Here is a 21610-nt window from a genome sequence, read left to right on the forward strand (position 1 = left end):
TAACCCAGCTCTAAAATTAGAGCTAAGCTAATGATCTATAGGATCTAATGAATAAATTACAGTTTAGGTTTTACCAGCCACTCATGCCCTTTTAACATGCCATCCCAATACATCGGGGGTAGGATTTGTTCTTTTAATAGCCATGCCATACGTGAAGGTTTTTGACCATCCAAGAACCACTTTGGAAAACTCGGTAGCAGTTTCCCACCATAGCCAAATTCTGCAAGAACGATCTTGCCTCGCTCAACAGTCAAAGGACATGAACCATAACCATCGTACTGAGCAAATTGATCACTACCTTTTAAGTACTGCAAAACATTCACTGCAACAATTGGCGCTTGTTTACGTGCTGCAGCAGCAGTTTTCGCATTCGGAGCATTCATGACATCTCCAAGTGCAAAAATGTAAGGATATTTACTGTGCTGCAAAGTATTTTGATCAACGCTCACCCAACCTGCTGCATCAACTAAATTACTTGCACGAATAAAATCAGGTGCTTGTTGCGGTGGAACGACATGAATCATGTCAAAATCAGTTTCTAACAGTGATGTACTTTCACCTTGATTGACCTTGAACCATGCACGTTTGTTTGCACCATCAACTTTTACCAGCTGATGGTTGAAGTGCAGATTGGCGTTATAGCGTTTCACATATTCCATCAATGCTGGCACATAAGCCTCAACACCAAATAACACCGCACCCGTATTGAAAAAATCAACTTGAATATCTTTCAATACGCCTTGTTTTTGCCAATAATCGGCAGATAGATACATCGCTTTTTGTGGCGCACCCGCACATTTGATCGGCATAGGTGGTTGAGTGAAAATTGCCTTACCACGTTTCATTTGGCTGACTAACTGCCATGTATACGGCGCTAGATCATAACGATAATTCGAGGTCACACCATTTTTGCCCAATGTTTCAACTAAACCTTCAATACCGTGCCAGTTAAGCTTCAAACCTGGGCAAACCACCAATACTTCATAGTTGATCGGCTTACAGCCCTCTAACAACACCTGTTTATTGTCTGGATCAAAGGCCGCCACAGCAGCTTTTATCCACTGTACTTGCTTAGGTATCAAACTCGCCATGGTTCGAACTGTTTTTTCTGGTGCAAAAATTCCACCACCGACCATCGTCCAACCGGGTTGATAGTAATGAATTTCTGCTGGATCAATCACAGCAATATCTAGATTTGGCTCTCGTGAAAGTAAGCTTGAAGCAACTGAAATCCCAGCAGCTCCACCACCTACGATCACCACCGAAAATTTAGGCACATTATTTAATTGTGTTGGGTGTTGATTGAGGATTCTTGGAACTAAACCTTGTAAGTCATAACCCAGAGTTTTAGACACCAATAGCATTTGATCCAGACTTAATCCTGAAACCTGAGATAATCCCCAAAGCGTGATTGAGCGTGTACCTGTGCGGCAAAACGCCAAGATTGGCTTTTGAGCTGCTTGATAAACTGATTTAAACTCTTCAGCCTGCTCATCAGTTACACGACCACTCACCACAGGTAAATACTCAACTTGAATCCCGTGAGTAGATGCTACTTCTTGTATTTCAATGATATTGGGTTGATCAGCACCCTCACCATCAGGACGATTACAAATAATTGTTTTGATACCTTTATTTGCAAGTTCAGCCACATCTCGTTGAGAAATTTGATCTGCAACATAAAATTCTTGATTCACTTGTTTTAATTGCATGCCACTCTCTCGTATTACTGACCGCAGGCTTTATTCGCAGGTAAAGCAATATCAATTTTCTTTGGATAAGGAAGATTGAGGTTTTCCATCAAAATAATGAAGTCTTGCTTACTTTTGCCTTCCCCCAATCGAGAGTTATGTAGTCGCTCTTGTCCAACCGTAGATGACACGCGCCCCTTGTAGTCATGACCTGGATAAACAATAGTTTCATCAGCTAAAGTGAATATCTGTTGATGAATACTGTCATACAAAGTTGCAGCATCACCTTCTTGGAAATCAGTACGCCCGCAACCGTCTATAAGCAATGCGTCACCCGTAAATACCATACCATCCAATACATAACTGGTACATGCATTGGTATGTCCAGGCGTATAGCGAGCTTCAATTAAAATCTCTCCTACGCGAATTGCACTGCGGTCAGATATAAAAATGTCACCACATGCAACTTCGGAGTTGCGATGTAACACTGTTTTACATCCAAAACGTTCACGTAACAGATTTGCTGCCGTTACATGATCTGCATGCACATGCGTATCAAGGCTATAAACCAGCTTCAAATTGTTTTGTTCAAGCATGTCCGCATAACGCTCAATTTCCGATGCAACAGGATCAATCAGTACCGCTTCACGTGTCTGTTCAGATGCGATGAGATAGGTATATGTTGAACTTTCATTTTCAAAAAACTGATGAAATATCATGTGGATCAATCTCGATGTAATTATTTATATATTCTTAAATTGCAAACAAGATGCCAATTCTATGCACAAATTATTATATTCAAATAAAACAATATATTATTACATATTATTTAATGATTTCTTAAATTCATGTTTCACCATCAGTTCATTTTATGTTTCAATGAAACATTCAAAGAAATAACACCTGAAACAATATGAATCAATCCATTGATTTTATAAAACAAGTAGATTTGGAAAACTTCTTAGGGTATTTACAACAACTCATTACAGACTGCGCCCTGTTTATTGTTGATCAATCAAACTCAGCTATAGTTTATGAGTTCAAATCAACACGTTTTAATCCCTCTATTGCTCAACTGACTAAACAAAAAATACTAAACAACCTATTAGAAACTGGGAAAATTCATCTGCAATCTGCCACAGCTTCAATTGAGCTTTTATGTCACCAACACAATATCCAAGTTTCAGATCAGGATTTCTCTGGAAAGTTGTACATAGTTCAACCATTGCAACAGGCTGAAACATCAAAAAAAGAAAATAGTGGTCAGAGTTTGTCTGAAACATTTCATAGCCAATCTCCTGAAATGCAACGTATGTTTTCAATTATTGAACGTGTGGCAATTACAGAATTTCCAGTCTTAGTTCGTGGAGAGTCTGGAAGTGGCAAAGAACTGGTCGCACAAGCCATCCATGACCATAGTCAGCGAAAAAGCAAAGTTTTTATCGCAATCAACTGCGCTGCTTTAAATGCAAACATCTTAGAAAGTGAATTGTTTGGGCATGTCAAAGGTGCTTTCACAGGTGCTATTCGTGAACATAAAGGAGTTTTCGAGCGAGCTGCTGGCGGAACGCTATTTTTAGATGAAATTGCTGAAATCCCACTAGAGTTACAAGCCAAACTTTTGCGTGTACTCGAGACAGGTGAATTTACGCCTTTGGGTGGTGAAAAATCTATTAAAGCCAATGTTCGAATCATCACCGCGACCCACCGAGCTTTGCGCGAAGAAGCGAAACAAGGACGTTTCCGTCAGGATTTATTGTATCGCCTGAGAGTTATCCCTATTTTTATTCCGCCTTTACGTGATCGTAAAGAGGATATTCCGTTGATTGCTGAATTTATTTTGAGTCAACAGCAATCTGTATTTCACACACAACCGCATCTATCCGATGAAGCATTAAAAACATTGATTGCTTATGATTGGCCAGGAAATGTCCGTGAGCTAAAAAACACTCTTTTATATGCATTGACCATGGCAAATGAAAAATCAGAAATTGAAGTTGCTGATCTACCAGATGAAATCATAGATATTCATTTGCATTCATCACTAATACAGAATGAGGTATCAGAGAAGCCTGTTTATCCAGAAAAAATCAATAAAAATAAAATTAGAGATGTTTTGATTAAGCATCAAAATGACCTGAATCTTGCTGCAAAAGAACTCAATATGAGTCGAACAACTTTATGGCGATATAGAAAAAAATTTAATCTCTAATAAAAAAGCGAGCTATTTAAAATAACTCGCTTTTACTTATGATGGATGACAAATCCTTATCTTGGCAGATGCGGATTTGCTAAAGGTCGTTCTTGTTTCAATTCACGATCAAATACATCCGTTAACATACTGTCATAACGCTTAGCATTATATTTCAGTAGTTTATCTGCCTCTGTGGGAGTAATAAAATCAATCGCCACAGCATCATGGATTCTTTCTTCAAAGCTGAGTCCTTTGAACTTATCTTTTGATTCTGCGCGTTTGAACTTATCCCACAACGGTTGAATAGTGAGCAACATCTGGAATGTAGATTCCATACGCCCCATCACATCTGTTACTTCAGTGGTGTAATACACATGCTTCTTCAATTCTTCACGGAAAGCATTTTCCTGTAAGAGCAATTGAGCTACTTCTTGTTTCAAATGATCTGTTGGTTTTGCGACTGGACGTCCAAATGGGAAACAGATCAATTTCACTAATTTAGCTGCAACTTTTACTGGGAAGTTTTCATAGAATCCAAAGAAAGCTTCTTGTGCATTAAATAAAGCTTTGTTTAATGCCAATTCTGCATGTTTTTGCTCAGCTTCCGTCCGTTTACCACTTTCATAATATTTAAGAATCGAAGTTGCGATAAATAAGTATGAATGGATATCCGCCAAGCGTCCTGAGAGCATTTCTTTACGTTTTAAATCTCCAGCTAAAAGACCTAAAGCCATATCCGCGGTTAGAGCAAAATCTGTGCTCATGCGATTGATAATCACATAATACGGTTTGGTGAAAGCATCAGATTGCTTGGATGCATGACTCGGTCCACCCGTAATACCATAAGCGAAAGCTCTCGCACCTCGGTTAAAGGTATAAGCCAAATGCTTAAACAACAACGTGTTAAATTGTTTCAAAGCAACTGATTTATCTTCTGCTTGCAGGAGTTGTAATTCTTCAAACAAATACGGATGGCAACGCATAGAACCTTGACCAAAAATCATCAATGATCGAGTTAAAATGTTCGCACCTTCAACGGTAATCGCTACTGGGATAGATTGATAAGTCAATGCCAAGAAGTTACGAGGACCAAGCTGAATCGCACGTCCACCGACTACATCCATCCCGTGATTGATCACAGTTCTCATCGTTTCGGTTGCATAATACTTCGCCATAGCGGTCATAACTGATGGTGTACCACCTTGATTCAAACCACAAGTGACCATGTATCTAAATGCCTCTAACATATAAGCATCACTGGCAATATCACTGGTCGCTTCTTGTACACCCTCAAAGTTACCGACAGAAACTTTGAACTGTTGTCGTACACTCGCAAATGCACCAACCAATAAGTAACTCATCTCACCTGCGGCTGTAGCTAATGCTGGTAATGAAATACCACGTCCGACGCCGAGACACTCCATCAACATACGCCAGCCTTTACCAGCATTTTTTTGTCCGCCGATGATCCAGTCAATTGGAATAAATACATCTGTTCCTTCGACTGTACCATTCATAAACGGCGCGCCTGGATTATGACGTGCACCAATTTTAATTCCTTCATGATTTGCAGGAATTAATGCACAGGTGATGCCATATTCGGTTTTGGATTTATCACCCAGCAAACCATCAGGATCATACAGTTTAAAAGCCAATCCAATCACAGTCGCAATTGGTGCTAGTGTGATCCAGCGCTTAGAAAAATTCATTTTTAATCCAAGCACATCCTGACCTTGATACTGACCATAACAAACCACGCCCGTATCAGGAATTGCACCAGCATCTGACCCTGCTTCAGGACTTGTTAAACCAAAACATGGAATTTCTGTACCATCCGCAAGACCTGGTAAGTAACGTTGTTTCTGTTCAGTCGTTCCATAATGCAATAAAAGCTCTCCTGGTCCTAAAGAGTTAGGAACCATACAACTCACAGCTGCAGTTAAAGAGCGTGATGCAATCTTGCTCATAATACGACTTTGCGCAAATGGGCTAAATTCTTTGCCACCAAAAGATTTTGGAATAATAAGACCTAAGAAACCTTTATCCTTGATGAATTGCCATACTTCAGGAGGTAAATCTTTATCTTGATGATGAATTTTCCATTCATCGAGCATGGCACATAGCTGCTGAACTTCGTTGTCCAAAAAGGACCGTTCTTCAGCTGACAATGTCGGATAAGGATAATCATCAAATTTATTCCAATCAGGAGAACCCATAAACAGTTCTTTTTCCCACCAACTGGTTCCTGCTTCTAGGGCTTCTCTTTCTGTCGTACTCATCGACGGCATTGCTTTTGACAATGCTTTATATGCTGGACGACTGATGAATGCTTCGCGTAATGGAGGGAGGAGAAGAATCACACTCGCGAGAATAATTGGTAAGCCAATCGATAAACTCCAAGGTGTGATAAATACACTACATAAAATAGCGATAGTAATTGATAAAATACTACCAATCGTGCGATTTAGTTCGAAATAAAATACAGCCCACAACAAAACAAACTGAATAAACAAGCTAAGCAATATCAATAATAGAGTCATGGTTACTCCTTTGCCTTCAACTTGAACTGAGAAAATTGATTTATTTGAATTACTTCATGTTTGAACTTAGATGGCGATAAGTGAAAAAAGAGTGAATTTTGATTGTACTGATTAAAGACTGATTTGCTTAAATAACTACCATTCATTACACAAGCACATCACAAAAAAAACTTTTTAAAATAAGAAAACAGAATAATTTACAGATACTTAAAATTACCAAAAGATAAATTAAAAGCCCAATAGGTATATAATGATTTATTCAAATCATTGCAATCGGTTTAAATTATATTGAACGCTACAGTCAACTTATAATATTTTGCTCTGTACACGACAAATTTCATAGGGCCTATCCTATCAGGCTTTTTCTTTCTTAAAATTGCGAGCACTTTCTTAAATTCTTCTTTTTTTCCAAAACCAATCAAACGTAGAATAACCATTTGAACATAGTCCAAACCGTAGCGAAATAAACTTATTGAAAGTCGTCCATGCTTCTTTATTTTTATCGCTTTTTTTCGATCATGTTGCCATTCACCTGTTAAATAACACCAACAGAAACCGATAGCTAGCACTGCTATCAATTTCTTGACTCGTCTAGGGTCTGTTAAACGAGTATTTTCAAGATTGAATCCACGTCCTTTGAGACAACTAAATAAGGTTTCGATTTCCCAGCGTAATGCATAATCACCAATAGCAGAAGCATTAAACATAGGAGAAACAACAAGTAAAAGTTCTCCATCTTCTAATCGTAGCGCACTAATATACAGTTTCACTCGACCAACCCAAATACGTCGTTTACGACATTCTGTTTGACCAACTTGAAGATGACGAAATAAATCACTAATTTTATGATTCTTGGCTAAGTGATTGGTCACAATAAAGTTTTTTTAACACGTATACAGAAGTGAATGTCATTTTCAATTAACCATGTAAACCATTTCTCACCGATAAATTCTCTGTCTGCGAACACATTCACAATACGATCTTTACCAAAAATGGAGATAAAGCGTTGAATCAAAGCAATACGCTCTTTTGTATCTGAATTGCCACGTTTATTGAGCAATGTCCAAACAACAGGTATCGCTATTCCACGATAGACGATGGCTAACATCAAGATATTGATATCTCGTTTTCCCCATTTCCAGTTGGTTCTATCCAAAGTTAATTGGACTTTATCGAATGATAATATATTGAAAATTAACTGAGAAGTTTGACGATAATCGAAATACTGATCTGCAAAGAAGCGTTGTATACGTCGATAAAATGATTGTGGTAAGCACTTGGTGGGTAAGGCTTTAGATGCAGAAGAAAGATAACATGTCTGTTTTACAATTAATGCAAGCATAATCAGTGTAAACATTTTGCATGTGACTTGTTCCACTTTAGATATTTGTTTAAGATGAGATGTAACTCATTGAAATGTGTCATCATATTCGTCGTCAGAAAACAAGTATTATGCCATTATTTCAATGAGTTATCTTTTTTGTCGTGTACAAAGAAAAAAATTATATGCAATGTGGTTGGACTCCATTCCAAGATAAAACCTTTCGTTATGAAGTTGATACTACCATTGTTTCTGGGCAACTGGCTTGGCATCAAAATCAGTTATTCTTAAATTGTCGTGGACAAGCATTAGAAATTAATCGTTAAACAAGGGATGATTTTATATTTTTAGAGATCAATGAAACTAAAATTCACTGATCTCATTTCATAGATTCAATATTTTCCTGCCTGATTTGATCATCAACTTAGGCTATTAACGTATAAACTAAAAAACTATTTAAAATATAAAAATCAATCACATAAGAAAATATGTTAAGTGCATCACACAAAATTCACAAGCTGATCTGTAAAACTAAAATGTCTAATGCATATAACTACTTTTCAAATTAGGGAAAAGCATAAGACCCATAACAACTTATCAAAAATTAAAACCTAAGATCAAAAAAGTGATCAAGGAGATATTCTATGGACTCTCGCCTACTTATTGCAATCTTGCTAAGTAGCTTTAGTGCAACCACATTTGCTTCAAGTCACCGAGAAGCACCCTCAATCACTAAGCTACCAAAAGTAGATGCTACAGATTTTTATATGTTTAAAAGCTATGAATCTGGGCGCAGTAACTTCGTTACATTATTAGCCAATTATCAACCACTTCAAGATGCCTATGGCGGCCCGAACTACTTTTCTCTTGATCCAAAAGCATTATACGAAATCCATGTAGACAATAATGGCGATGCTCAAGAAGACATCACCTTTCAATTCAAATTCAACCAAGAATTAAAAGACCTTCAAGTTCCAGTGGGCGGCAAAAATATTTCTGTTCCATTATCTAACATCGGCAAGATTACCAATGACGGTAGTTCAGCACAAAATACGGCTGAAACCTACACAGTGACGATGATTAAAGGAGATCGTCGCAAAGGTGATCGTAATGTGCTCGGCACTTTCAAAAAACCATTTGATAATGTAGGAACAAAATCTATTCCTAACTATCAAGCTTATGCAGATACTTTTGTACAAAACGTGAATTTCGGAAGCTGTGGTTCAGGTAAAGTTTTCGTTGGTCAACGCCAAGAATCTTTTGCGGTGAACTTGGGAGAAGTATTTGACTTAGTCAATATCAAAATTCCAGCCACTCAACTTGCACCTTCTGGTGTCAATGCTGAAGATCAAGGCTTAAATACAATTGCTGATAAAAACGTCACGACGATCGCTCTTGAAGTTCCACAATCTTGTTTAGTATCAACAAACGATACTGTGATTGGTGGTTGGACGACTGCGAGCTTACCTCAAGCAACCTTATTAAATCCAAATCCTGATAGCAACTTGAACAGCGCATCAAAAGTTGGTGGTGCATGGACTCAAGTTTCACGTTTGGGTATGCCGTTAGTCAATGAGGTTGTGATCGGCTTGAAAGACAAAGACAAATTCAATGCCAGCAAGCCAGCCAATGATGGTCAATTTGCTGATTATGTTACTAATCCAGCACTACCAACTTTAATTGAGGTTCTGTTTAAAGATGCCACAGGCGGCGCTGTTGTAGCACCAACCAACTTCCCACGTACAGACTTAGTGAATGCATTCTTATTGGGTATTCCTGGTCTCAATCAACCAAAAAATGTGAAAGCGTCTGAGATGCTACGTTTGAATACAGCAATCGCACCGACAACAAAAGACAAGCAAAGTCGTTTAGGCGTCATTGGTGGTGATACTGCTGGTTTCCCAAATGGTCGTAGACCAGGCGATGATGTCGTCGATATTGAGCTAAGAGTTGCAATGGGCTTACTTTGCACAATTGATGGTGTGAATACTGCGGTTGGCTGTAAAGCGAGTGATGCTAAAGCAGGAGGAATAGGCTTTACTGATGGAGCTCTACAATCACCTCAACAATTTGGTACTGCTTTCCCATACTTAAACACTCCAGTAGCAGGCTCACCGTTTAATACAGCTAGCAAATAATCAGGAGTAAACACCATGAAAAAATATATGCTGTTGTTCATGGTTGCAATTGGATTAAGCGGATGTGGTGGCGATGATAATAAATCTAAACCCAACAATAACAACCAATCTCAAGGTGATGCTGTACTGAAAGAAACGTTGATATTGACCAACCAATCGCAAAGCAACTTTGAACAAGCTGAACCAAAAACTCTGACTGCAATATCAGAAACAACCATAGATAACAAAGCTGAACCTGTAGCAGTTAAATTTTAAAACAAAAGCCCTTGGTTAGATTAGCTAACTAAGGGCTTTTTTAGGAGTTTTTCTAAATGTTAATCCGCCAACTTACCCTTGCTGTTTTAGTACTTAGTTACTTTGGTCCTGTGCATGCACATCCTAAACATCAACATAAAAATACAAGCTCAGAACTTACAAACAATCAAAGCAGTTTGAATAATCATTATAACGATACAGTGAGAAACCAAATTGTGACCGTATTACTCGAAAAAGCATATGCTCGTGGCGATGGTGATTTATTGCAACAAGCTGAAAACCTAATGAAAACCAGTAAAAATCCTTCCGATGTGGAAAATAAATTACTGGCAACTCGATTAGCGCAGGCTAACCATGATTTTAGTACAGCAGAAAAAACTCTAAAAGAAATACTGAAATCTCAGCCAAACCAATATGATGCTATTTTACAGCTCGCAAATATTTACAGACTTCAAGGTCAATTCGATCAATCGCTTAGCTTATGCAATCAACTAAATGATTCCGAAGTCAAATGGTATCAAGCTGGCTGTATCCTCCAAGTTGAGGCAATGACCAAGAATTATTCAGATTTAAAACCTAAAGCAGATGAGCTTTTAAAAGCGACTTCACGACTTAGTAAAAATGATAAACAGTGGTTTGGAAATATATTGCTTGAAGTTGCCACACGATTTAATGACCAACAACTTGCGACGCAAGCTATTCCCTTACTTGCAACAGATAACCTACCTAATACTCTCGCCAAAGCAAATTGGTATATCGCTCAACAACAATATCAAACAGCATTAAAGATCTTAGAACCCTATCGTTATCATGATGGTGCTCTTTATCGAATTATTTTAGCGAAACAGATACTAGATGATCACTCATCAAATAAAGACCTGAGTGAGTTAAGCTTGCGTGTTCAAACCTTATTAAAAGAGCAAGATCACATCCATTTGAGAGAACAAGCACAATATCTTTGGGTATCAAAGCAATACCAAGAAGGTCTCAAGATCGCTGCGAAAAATTGGGATATGCAAAGAGAAAATGAAGATTTTGAGGTTTATGCAGAACTGGCACTCGCAAGCCAAGACCGTATAAGTGCTGAAAAACTGTTGCGTTGGAGCACGATCACAGGTTATCAAAATCCAACTTATCTTCCACGTTTAAAACAAATGGTTGCTGTGCTTTGATTTTTTTTAATATAAAGGATTTTAATCGTTACGATTCACAGTGATTTCACAGCAAAAAAATTAAGCTAAACCATAAAATTATATAAGTGAAAAAAAATGAAAAAAAAGATCATTTCTTTACTTTTGATAGGTAGTAGCCACTTTTACTTGAGTCAAATGACTTATGCAGGTGGTGAACTTATTCTAGGTCTTCCGACGATCAAGCTCTCAGCTTCATCTTCTACAGATGAGTCATTTGGTATCGCTACAACTGCTTCTCAAGGTACGATCTCTCAAGAGCAAATTCAAACTCGCCCACTCTCTAGACCTGGTGAAGTACTAGAAACGATACCAGGAGTCATCGTAACGCAACACAGCGGTACAGGTAAGGCAAATCAGTTTTTCCTACGTGGATTTAACTTAGATCATGGTACTGACTTTGCCACTTCATTCGATGAAATCCCTATCAATATGGTTAGTCATGCACATGGGCAAGGCTATACCGATTTAAATTTTCTGATTCCAGAACTGATTGAAACGATCCAATATCATAAAGGTGCAACATCAATTGATGATGGTGATTTCGCTTCGGCTGGTACTGCGAAAATTTCAAGTATTCATTCATTAGATCGCCCCTATGTACAAATGACACTAGGGAAAAATGATTTACTTAGAGTTTTAGGTGTTGGCAATCTGCAACTACAGAATGGTGAAATTATTGCTGCAATTGAAAATTTAAATAACGATGGACCATGGATAAATCCTGAGAATTTGTCCAAACAAAATGTATTTCTAAAATACTTTAGCGGAGACCACAGTAAAAATAAGTCCATTGCTTTTCAACATTACCAGTCTAAATGGGATGCAACTGATCAAATCCCCGAGCGTTTAATTGACAATGGGGAGATTGATCGATTTGGTAGCCTGAATACCAGTGATGGTGGAGAGTCTTCACGTATTGCCCTTTGGTACAGTGCAAAAAATCATGATGAAAAACAATTTTCTGAGCTTTCATCCTATGCCGTCTATAACAAGCTGAACTTATTTTCTGATTTTAGTTATTTTCTTAATGATCCACTACGTGGGGATCAATTTGAACAAGCGGAGGAACGCACAACGCTTGGAGCAAAGTATCAAAAAGGTTGGGCTACGGTTTGGCAAGATAGAGACGTTTTAAATACATATGGAAGCTCTTTTAGATATGACTACATCGCGGATATCGGGCTTTATCAAACTGAAAACCGTCAACGCTTCCACACAATTCGCCAAGATGATATTCAAGAGTTCTCTTTTGGTATTTGGGGGCAGAATCAAACCAGTTGGCAACCTTGGTTAAAGACTATATTTGGAGTTCGTGGCGATTTTTATTCATTTGATGTCAATTCAGATCGTAAAGAAAATTCAGGTAATGAAACTGATCAAATTCTCAGCCCTAAACTGAGCATCGTTTTAGGACCTTGGAAAAATATTGAATATTATCTGAATTATGCGTATGGATTTCATAGTAATGATGCTAGAGGTACCACGACAAGATTGAATGTTGACCCAAGAGACAGTAACTATTTAAGTAAAATTGATTCTGTTTCACCATTAGTCAGAACCATCAATTCTGAAATTGGACTCAGAGCTAATTTTATTCCAGAACTTACGAGTACGATTGCTTTATGGCAACTTGATTCTGATTCAGAACTGGTATTTATTGGCGATGCTGGTACAACGGAGGCTAGTCGACCAAGTAAACGCCAAGGGATTGAAATTTCACAGTTCTATCAACCTACTGATGCGTGGATCATCGATTTAGATGCGGCATGGTCAAAAGCAAGATTTAAAAATCATAGTATTGAAGGAAACCACATACTAGGTACGATCGAAAAGACTGTCGCTGCTGGTTTTACATACCATTTTAATGACCAATTAAACTTTGGTGGTCGTTTACGTTATTTTGGTTCACGCCCACTGATTGAAGATAATTCAGTTCGTTCAGACTCTTCAACTTTGGTGAACTTGCAAGGCAGTTATCAATTTAATAAGAACTTCCAAGCACAACTTGAATTGTTCAACGTATTTGATCAAAAAATTAATGATATTGAATACTACTATGCTTCATGCGCCCGACAGGATTTAGGAGATTCGGCATGTTCGCCTAGCTCAACTGAACGTGAAGGTATTCTAGATAAGCATGTCCATCCAACTGAGGGAAGAAACCTCAGAATGACCTTACGTTATTTATTCTGATTTTCAACATGAATGCTCAGGAGAAAAGTTATGTGGTCTCAAAACAAACTAAATGTTTCACAGAGCGCATTTCTCTTTAGCATCATCGCGCATGTTGTGATCCTCATCATGCTCTTAAAACCTGATGCTGAAAATAGCTCTGATATTAGATCGACTATGAAAGTAACTTTTGTTTCGGCATCAGTTAAAACAAATAATGATACAGTGCGAATATCTTCTGAGCCTTCCTCATCAACGGTCAATCAACTTCAGACTCAGAATTCAAAAAGTTTAGATGCCTCCTCGACTGACAGCACCACTTTAGCAAATCAAGTCCCCGATTTTTTTGATCTCACTCAAGATACACAAATGATAGAGGCTAATAATTTATATGATCCATTATTAGATGCACAAAACAGAGCTAAAAAAGCCATCAAAGATGCAAAGGATGTGTCTAATCTGTATCAAGCAAATATCAAACCGATGGATACAAATTTTTTGGAAGATAATAAATCACCCATCTCGAAGTCTGAAACTGAGTCATTAGGTTTATACAAGGTCGATGTCATTGATGATCCTAAAGATTTAGAGCTTTACTCTACTTTGATTGAGCTTAGTATGACATCGCCTTCAAAAGATGATGAATTACAAATAAATCAGCTCACTCAACAAATCACAAAACTTTTACATGAAAATGATTTGAGTCTTATCAAAACGAAACCGACAACGATTGAATTTATGATAGATCCCGTCAATCTGATTGTGCTTATTAAACTTTCAGCTGACTCAATCAAAACACATCACAACCTCAAAACATTATTAGAAAACATGTCATTTGACGCGATTTTTATAAATAGCAATCTGAATGAAAGACCTTATTCTTTTACGGTCGAAGTTTAAAAACCTAAATTCTCAACGATCTGAATTTGATTAAAAATAATAACCATACGAAAATGGTGAAAGTATTAAGAAATTTTCAAAAAGCGCTTAACTAAAGTCGAAACCCATAGAAAGAACAAAGCGACTATTATTAAATTAATAGCCGCTTTTCCACCAATATTATCTTGATGTGTGCTGATAAAAATGGATTAGATTTAAAAACACCGAATCAAATGGCAGAGAACTTTTACAAATTATTTGCATAGAAACTTCCAAGTGAAAGTTTCCTGTAGTTTCGATACACATCATCAAGTGCGAAGTACATTACAGATTCCTTGTACTGGAAGAAATCTTAAATTCAACGAGTATCTGAACATTTTTGAATTATTCTTATTTAGATTTTTATAATCCAACATTTGATGTGGGGTAGGTTGAGGGGTAAATGCACAAGTAAAAAATAAACCCTTGTAAAAACAAGGGCTTATTTAGATATTTGGCGGAAGCGGTGAGATTCGAACTCTACAAAAATAACATTAATAGATTCTATTAAATTCTAATTCATTATTTTTCAATAAATTATAATACGTTAGAATCTATTAGGCTTTAACGTTTGTGCCAAATTTTGTGTCAAAATCCTTAATAAAAAATCATCGTTCAAAAGCTAAAGTAGCTGGAACCGAATCCTAATTGAGTTTAGAAAATCCTTAGAAACTTTAGTTGGCTGTAGTATTTGTTTCATAAAGATTTATAATTCGAAACATAGCATGTTCACGGCGTAAGTTAGACACAAGTATTCCTGATTAAGCATGTTTTTATATTATCCCTTATGATATCGCAGCAAAAAATCTACAATACAGATGGGTGAGATTTATTACCACCCATCTAATCTTTCTCGAGATGAAAAGAGACAACATTTCAATAACATTATTATTTAGAAACAACTGCGACTAAATCAGCCACTCTCCTTTTCACATAAATGCTCGTTGGATTCTGTTCTCCATTTCTAACGACAATAAATTTTTGTAAATCAGTAAGCCCTTTAGCCACACTTACGAAGTCCCTTTGAGCATTAAAATAGACATTTCGTTGTGACAATTTATGACTCTCAAATAATCTCCAATAGCCAAGCCCCTGATCGAGCTGAATATCAAATATAGTCCCCGACTCAAAAGTTATAGTTAAATTTCGCTTGTGATACAGAGCCTTACCATTTTCATAGGTCATTAAATCTATTTCTTTTTGGGATATATCTAAATTATCAGTTAATAGTTTTTCAAAAACCTTCTCAAATTGTTTCACACTATGGTAATCATGATGAAGGATCGTTGGTAAATCTTTTGTCTCATCATCAGAAATAACTGTCTTAATCTTCAACTGACCAATATTTCCAACTTGATCCTCAAGCCCCTTTAACCAACTAACAATTAACAACATATTGCTAGCTGACTTGATATAACGATCTGAATACTCAATACTTTTTATAGTTTCATTCTGGCAAATTTCTCCGAACTCACTAGTACTTTCAGCAACCAAATTCCAGAACTTACGACCAAAGCTACATAAATCAACATTCAATTGATCAAGAAGATCTAATCCCACAATCGAGCTTTGATTTTTTTCCACTAAAGTTGGTAATGTTATGACTTTCTCACTCAGTAACTTATAAGTTTCACTAACTCCAACTATGGCATTTGTATTCAACCACTCTTCATTTGGTATACGACTATTCATATCAGGACTAACAACTGTAACAATACGATCTGTCAAATATAGTTGTGCCACAATAGATTGATGAATATTGTCACCATCGACAAATTGTACATTAAAGTGTGTTTGTAAAAATTTCAGCTCAGCCAAATATGCTTTAGAATCTATGATAGTTTGTGGTAGAGAAATATCGATTTCTAAACTTGTATCCTCTGCCCATCTAGCAATTGTTTTTTTAACACTAGGAGATAACAACTCCCAACTATCAGATTCTCCACCCCAATTCAAAATTAGTTTCTTAGCCCCTAATGATACATGGTGTTCAATGCATTCTTTCAAGCTATATGGCCAATATTGTGCACCAGAGAAGAATGACAATTCTTCAGTAGAAATAAAGTTTTTATAGTTTGCACCTAACCACTTTTTAACATCATGACGATTTAACAAACTGTAATGATGTCGTGACTGTGAATCCAAAAGACAATGAGCACATACAGACTCACAATATTTCGGACATTCAAGCTCATCGACCATACTAGATAATAACGACTCAATGTGACGAGGAGCTGAACTCGCAAATCCTGCTCCACCACTAATGACGTCATACACCTGAATAGCTGTAATCTGATGATTACCATCTAATAATATTGGACGCTTACCATATCCCAATTCATTAGCTGATATACCTAACTTTTTCGCTAATGCTTTTCTGAAAGCCACAGCCAAAGTAAATGCTATACTTTCATTTTCTTTACTATCTGTAAGATATTCATTACGTTCAGGGTGATGTAACACCAATTCAAAGATATCTGTAGTCATATAGCTTCCTAGATGTAAATCTTTGATTAAACGCTCACTGCCTTCACAGAACTTTCTTTGCCCATTTTCTCGATCATGTTTAGATGGTTTTAATGGATAATGTTTCTGCTCTGATGAAAGAGACAATGGAAATTTTTCCTTTTCCTTTTGGGATTCTGCTCGACCACATTCAAGGCACACAGCATAACCATGCCCATATAAACCTGAACTATAATTAAATACATGCCCCGATGTATCGGCAACCATAAATCCTAAGGCACTATTCGGCAAGCTTAATCTTGCCCCCTTTCCAGCGATCCAAGGGGTTTGGACAGGTATGAAAGTTTGTGTTGTTACATCGTTACTAGGTTCTTCATAAAAATCATGAACGAAACCAGTTGGCTGCAGAACTTTACGTTGCTCATTTATGCGAATTTTTTCACCGCAACTTGGATTATCACAGTAAACATTATTAATATCGACTGCACTATCTGTATTAAATCCATTTTGACCGCAATGTACACAGCGCCATGCCAAATCAAATTTCTGTGCTTCTTTTGCATCAGAACTATGAATATTATGCCAAGCTAATGATATCCCTTTGGATTTAAAAACCCTTCCATCCAATACAATTTCTGAACCCGGCGCATATTCTCGAATAGCGACAGCTAAATTTCGACTTGGCATATCACGTAATAAAGACACATTATCTTCTCTAGACTTTCGTTGCTTTTCAGCATCTCTATCTTGCTTTTGACGTATGTAGTCAATGACATTGGTCGTTTCAAATGATGCAATATCAGTTGGGAAGCCATACCCTGGTAGAAAGCATTTAGCAGCAAGTTCTCTTAATAAATATTCATCACTGAGTCTACGCATTTCAATACTTAATCTATAAGCGTAAGCACTACCTTTCACTGCCTCACTCATCTGTGTTTCTAGTCACAGGTATTCTCTTAACCATTGATCACGCATTTCAGTGATTTTTTGGATAGTGTTCCCTAAAATACTTTCAACGGAATCAAAAGATAAATCGGTACCTTTGATTAATTTTTCTAGCGCATAAGAATATGTATAAATATTGGCTTTTAACCAATTAATAAATCGATTGCAAACAGAAATATCTTCGTCACCATTTGCTAAATAAAACCACTTCAAATTTAATTTAGTTTTCTCAGCATCTGTATTTCCAATCTCATTTTTTAAAAAGAAAGAGAGATACATGGAATTGACATGCCTTTGGATCAATCTCTTGGAGTTTAAAGCGACATAAGGTGCCGGAATACTGGTCTCAAAAGCCCATTTAGGGTTATGAAATACTTGTTGATCATGTGGATTTGACTTACAGATTGTGTAAGAAAGTGCTCTAGATTCTTTACTACGACCCGCACGACCCGCACGTTGCAGATAGTTTGCAGGATGTGGTGGTACGTTATTCATCACCACTGCTGAAATACCGCCAATATCAACCCCCATTTCCATAGTAGTTGAACAGTTCATTACATTCACTTCGCCTGATTTAAATCGCTTTTCGTAGTCTTGTAATCGCTCACTTGCTTGCTGTGCCGAATGTTCTGCAACTCGATAATACATGCCACCTTCAATAATTCGATCACAAAGATCATTCCACAAATTTAAAGAGCGTAGCTCCTTAATTGTCTCATCATTAGCAATTAATTCACGGATGTATTGAATGTTGTCATGATGATCTTTATTGGAACTAAACACCTTCAAATTCGGCATTTTTGTCTTTTGACAAATGAAAGCCTCTTTACTCTTTGGAATACCTGTCGGTAGATATGGCGTAATACCTTTGAAGGTAGTATCAATTAATCTATGAGTGACGGGACAAATAAATACGTGTTCATTCAATGAAAATTTGAACTTTTGTGGTCTAATGAAAAATTGACCATTATCACTTTCTAAAATAGCTATATCTTGAGTCAAAACTTTCCAAGCGCATTTTAGCCATTCATCGGCGATATCTATATCAATTGGAGCATTTAAATCTAATTGCCCACCTAATGCTAATAGTTTCACTAAACGATTATTCTTTCGCTTAGAAGCTAAAGGCCATTGTTTACTAATTTTATCTTCTGTTAATTTTGAATCAGGTCCAAATAGTCGTTTTGTAACAATTTTCCTCCCCATCCAATTTGAAATACTTCTATCTATATGAATGTAGTAATACTCTCGCACATAGAAATCTAGAACGACTTTTAAAAAGTCCTTCCAGTCTTGTAAGTTAAGGCCTTTAGATTCCCAATATAAAGGAACACTGCTAACTTTTTCTAAACCACTATAACCAACTTTTACTAATCCCAACGTTTCAGTACTATTTCGATTACGTGGACGTCTGCTAAATTCACTCAACAATAACATTGAGATCAATCTATGTGACCCTTCAGTTTGATCTCCAAAAACTTCCGGAGAGTAATACTTCATTGCGTTCAGTATTGAAAAGTTAAAATCGGATAAAGCTGTAAGCTTCTCGATCATCTCTTTCCATGAAATCGAACTTTCGTCTGAGGTGTCTAATTTCAATAGTTCCTGTTGAAGCAATGTCAGAAACATCTTCATCTTTGGATCATGTTTTATTTGTTCAATTTGCTCCTCAATTTCCTCTCGAGACATCTCCCCACCCGATAGATCAGGTATTTTTTTTAACATTTCCACCACAGCACCCCTTAATCGTGAACGCTGCGCCTCCTGTTGCATCTGTACGGACATTCTTGCGGTGCCTTGGCGACTATCCGTAAATGTAATTAAACGACGTCCAAATGAAGGTAAGCTTTGAGGTGAAATGTTCGTAACACCATTTTCTTCTAACTCTTTAATCGTAATATCAGGACAAAATTCTAAAATAGTCGGGATTGCTTTAGTAACATAAAAAGGTGCACCAAGAATGCTTCTATTTACAGGCAAATAACCTTCTTGCGTCTCTAGCTCACAGTAGTGGCATTTATTTGATGTCGCAAAAAGATTGAATTCCTCTTCCCCTGGATATTTTTCAAAGCCTCCACGATCTAGATTCAGCATCTCCCCGTTATCATTTACACTTAGCAATATTGATTGATTGTAATCTATTAACTTGTTCGAGCTATTATTAATGTCGGCTTCTTCAATTTCATCTTCTTCAGTTAGCAGCGAAAACTCATCAATTTTGACTTCCCCAACTTGTTTAAGCTGACGAATACCATCATTAGCGTCAACGAGTTGCCCTAATAAATGTGGTGAATTACATTCTTTACAAAATGTCAGCTCCAAGACTGGTGATTCACATTTACACTTTTGTTCACACGTCGCATATACATTACCGTATGGCCATTTTTTTAATGCTGTACCCTCTTTTTGATTACAATGAGGATTAATACAACTCCACAAGCCATGCGTAATTCTTTGTAAGAAGTGAGCTCGTACTTTTAGGAAAGCCTCTTCTTTTTCTTGTGCTTTTGTATTTGTTAGTAAGTCAATCCAAGCAATAATTTCGACTTGATTCACTGAAATAGCATAGTCGGCATTTAATTTTTCTTTAATTTCCAAAGATGTTAATGGCTTATAACTTTCTCTACCTTGTTGAACAATGATTTCCCGAATTGCTCGTGCTGTTTGATTCGATTCTAATGCTTCAAAACGTTTAGCACTAACTTCTAAATCACTCTCAATTTCAGATAATTCTTTTAAACTGAGTTTATTGTGATTCGTTTCAAGTTTTAATTGTGGGACTGCACGCTGGCCACCTATCACTTCGATTTGACTTTCCTCAATACCAGCCAACTGAGATAAATAGGTCTTTAATTGTTGTTCTGCATTACTGTCAGCAATGGTTGCAGAAGTTGCGACAAATCTTACATCTTTGGCCTCAACACCAAAGGCCTCTAAAACACGTCGTAACTGCAAGGCAAGCTCTGCTGCCTGTGATCCAACATAGCTATGAGCTTCATCTAAAACAATCCAACGCAGGCTTTTCTTTGCTCTAGATTTTTCAATAATCGGTGCATCAATTTGACGCACCATAATATATTCCAACATCGTCCCGTTGGTCACCAAGATTGGAGCAGGACTTTTTCTCATCAATTCTCGTGATAAAACTTGATAAGGACGGTCCTTTTGTAATGTTCTATTTGAACTCTCTGATTCGGGGGTATTCCCGTTATACAAACAATATCTAAGTTTTCCGCCAAAATGTTGAGTCCAAGCACTTAACCGCTCTTCTTGAGAATTAATCAACGCATTAAGCGGATATAAGAATAGAGCATGCACACCTTCCAACGGCGCATTGATATTTTCGCTTAATTCAAATAAATCATTCAGAATTGGTACCATAAAACATTCTGTTTTACCTGAACCTGTACCAGATGTGACAACAATTGATTTTTTATCCGCTAATAAGTTTTTCCAACTTTTTAGTTGATGTTCAAAAGGCTTAAATTCTGCCCCAAAGCGATAGCGACCATTACTCTGCGAATCCAAAGCACTTACAACTGACTTCGCTAATAATTTTCCACTTAATTCTGTCATCGTCACAGGTGCTTGTTTCCAAGCAAAAGTATGCTCAAAAACAGGTGGAGCTAAAAATGAAAATTTGCTTCCCGGAAGCTGAGACATTTGTTCAGCAAGGTGTTCTCTTAACTCAGGATCGTTGATCCCTAATACGCTTAACGTTGATTCTTTTGTACGCTGACATGCTTGTTCTAATAAATCGGAATAATAAGGTTGCAT

Annotated in this window: 11 protein-coding genes and 2 pseudogenes; 7 read left to right on the top strand and 6 right to left on the bottom strand. The window is 37.1% G+C overall.

What is annotated here, in order from left to right; genetic code table 11:
* Positions 1-56: 56 nt before the first annotated feature.
* Positions 57-1712, bottom strand: a complete 1656-nt coding sequence (locus F948_RS01780; RefSeq protein ID WP_004959324.1) for a bifunctional protein tyrosine phosphatase family protein/NAD(P)/FAD-dependent oxidoreductase — start codon at positions 1710-1712, stop codon at positions 57-59.
* A 14-nt stretch (positions 1713-1726) separates the two neighbouring features.
* Positions 1727-2410 (bottom strand): MBL fold metallo-hydrolase, encoded by a 684-nt coding sequence (locus tag F948_RS01785; RefSeq protein WP_004959326.1) that lies wholly within the window; start codon positions 2408-2410, stop codon positions 1727-1729.
* Positions 2411-2604: 194 nt separating this feature from the next.
* Between F948_RS01785 and F948_RS01790 the strand changes: the two genes are divergently transcribed.
* Positions 2605-3903, top strand: coding sequence for a sigma-54 interaction domain-containing protein (locus F948_RS01790; protein WP_004959328.1), 1299 nt, complete (start codon positions 2605-2607; stop codon positions 3901-3903).
* Between the two features lie 56 nt (positions 3904-3959).
* Here F948_RS01790 and F948_RS01795 read toward each other — a convergent pair whose 3' ends face one another.
* Together F948_RS01795 and F948_RS16305 are read right to left on the bottom strand one after the other, a co-directional pair.
* A complete protein-coding gene (locus F948_RS01795; protein WP_004959331.1) occupies positions 3960-6425 on the bottom strand; it encodes an acyl-CoA dehydrogenase in 2466 nt (821 codons plus the stop codon).
* Between the two features lie 350 nt (positions 6426-6775).
* A pseudogene (locus F948_RS16305) lies at positions 6776-7850 on the bottom strand (IS4 family transposase); the annotation flags it as partial.
* Between the two features lie 60 nt (positions 7851-7910).
* On the opposite strand from F948_RS16305, the pseudogene F948_RS16310 reads away from it, so the two are divergent.
* From F948_RS16310 to F948_RS01830, 6 genes and pseudogenes are all read left to right on the top strand, one after another.
* A pseudogene (locus F948_RS16310) lies at positions 7911-8072 on the top strand (dihydroorotase); the annotation flags it as partial.
* A gap of 318 nt (positions 8073-8390) precedes the next feature.
* Positions 8391-9884 carry a DUF4331 domain-containing protein gene (locus F948_RS01810; protein WP_004959341.1) on the top strand — a complete coding sequence of 498 codons (1494 nt, stop codon included), beginning with the start codon at positions 8391-8393 and terminating at the stop codon, positions 9882-9884.
* 15 nt (positions 9885-9899) lie between these two features.
* A complete protein-coding gene (locus tag F948_RS01815) occupies positions 9900-10139 on the top strand; it encodes a putative periplasmic lipoprotein (RefSeq protein WP_004914937.1) in 240 nt (79 codons plus the stop codon).
* A gap of 56 nt (positions 10140-10195) precedes the next feature.
* Positions 10196-11311, top strand: a complete 1116-nt coding sequence (locus tag F948_RS01820) for a tetratricopeptide repeat protein (protein WP_004959343.1) — start codon at positions 10196-10198, stop codon at positions 11309-11311.
* 96 nt (positions 11312-11407) lie between these two features.
* Entirely contained in the window at positions 11408-13525 is a 2118-nt protein-coding gene (locus F948_RS01825; protein ID WP_004959344.1) for a TonB-dependent receptor, read from the top strand.
* A gap of 30 nt (positions 13526-13555) precedes the next feature.
* Positions 13556-14404, top strand: a complete 849-nt coding sequence (locus F948_RS01830; RefSeq protein ID WP_004959346.1) for a hypothetical protein — start codon at positions 13556-13558, stop codon at positions 14402-14404.
* Between the two features lie 906 nt (positions 14405-15310).
* Here F948_RS01830 and F948_RS16610 read toward each other — a convergent pair.
* Both F948_RS16610 and F948_RS16615 read right to left on the bottom strand, forming a co-directional pair.
* Positions 15311-17818 (bottom strand): DUF1998 domain-containing protein, encoded by a 2508-nt coding sequence (locus tag F948_RS16610; protein WP_004959348.1) that lies wholly within the window; start codon positions 17816-17818, stop codon positions 15311-15313.
* 12 nt (positions 17819-17830) lie between these two features.
* The gene (locus F948_RS16615; RefSeq protein ID WP_004959350.1) at positions 17831-21610 is read right to left on the bottom strand and encodes a DEAD/DEAH box helicase; all 3780 of its coding nucleotides are present in this window, start codon (positions 21608-21610) and stop codon (positions 17831-17833) included.

This window comes from Acinetobacter junii CIP 64.5, from assembly GCF_000368765.1.
GTDB lineage: Bacteria > Pseudomonadota > Gammaproteobacteria > Pseudomonadales > Moraxellaceae > Acinetobacter > Acinetobacter junii.

Coding starts and splice junctions, on each gene's coding strand:
- F948_RS01810 (WP_004959341.1), top strand. CDS start 8,391: ATGGACTCTCGCCTACTTATTGCAATCTTGCTAAGTAGCTTTAGTGCA.
- F948_RS01790 (WP_004959328.1), top strand. CDS start 2,605: ATGAATCAATCCATTGATTTTATAAAACAAGTAGATTTGGAAAACTTC.
- F948_RS01820 (WP_004959343.1), top strand. CDS start 10,196: ATGTTAATCCGCCAACTTACCCTTGCTGTTTTAGTACTTAGTTACTTT.
- F948_RS01780 (WP_004959324.1), bottom strand. CDS start 1,712: ATGCAATTAAAACAAGTGAATCAAGAATTTTATGTTGCAGATCAAATT.
- F948_RS01830 (WP_004959346.1), top strand. CDS start 13,556: ATGTGGTCTCAAAACAAACTAAATGTTTCACAGAGCGCATTTCTCTTT.
- F948_RS01825 (WP_004959344.1), top strand. CDS start 11,408: ATGAAAAAAAAGATCATTTCTTTACTTTTGATAGGTAGTAGCCACTTT.
- F948_RS01815 (WP_004914937.1), top strand. CDS start 9,900: ATGAAAAAATATATGCTGTTGTTCATGGTTGCAATTGGATTAAGCGGA.
- F948_RS16615 (WP_004959350.1), bottom strand. CDS start 21,610: ATGCAACCTTATTATTCCGATTTATTAGAACAAGCATGTCAGCGTACA.
- F948_RS16610 (WP_004959348.1), bottom strand. CDS start 17,818: ATGAGTGAGGCAGTGAAAGGTAGTGCTTACGCTTATAGATTAAGTATT.
- F948_RS01785 (WP_004959326.1), bottom strand. CDS start 2,410: ATGATATTTCATCAGTTTTTTGAAAATGAAAGTTCAACATATACCTAT.
- F948_RS01795 (WP_004959331.1), bottom strand. CDS start 6,425: ATGACTCTATTATTGATATTGCTTAGCTTGTTTATTCAGTTTGTTTTG.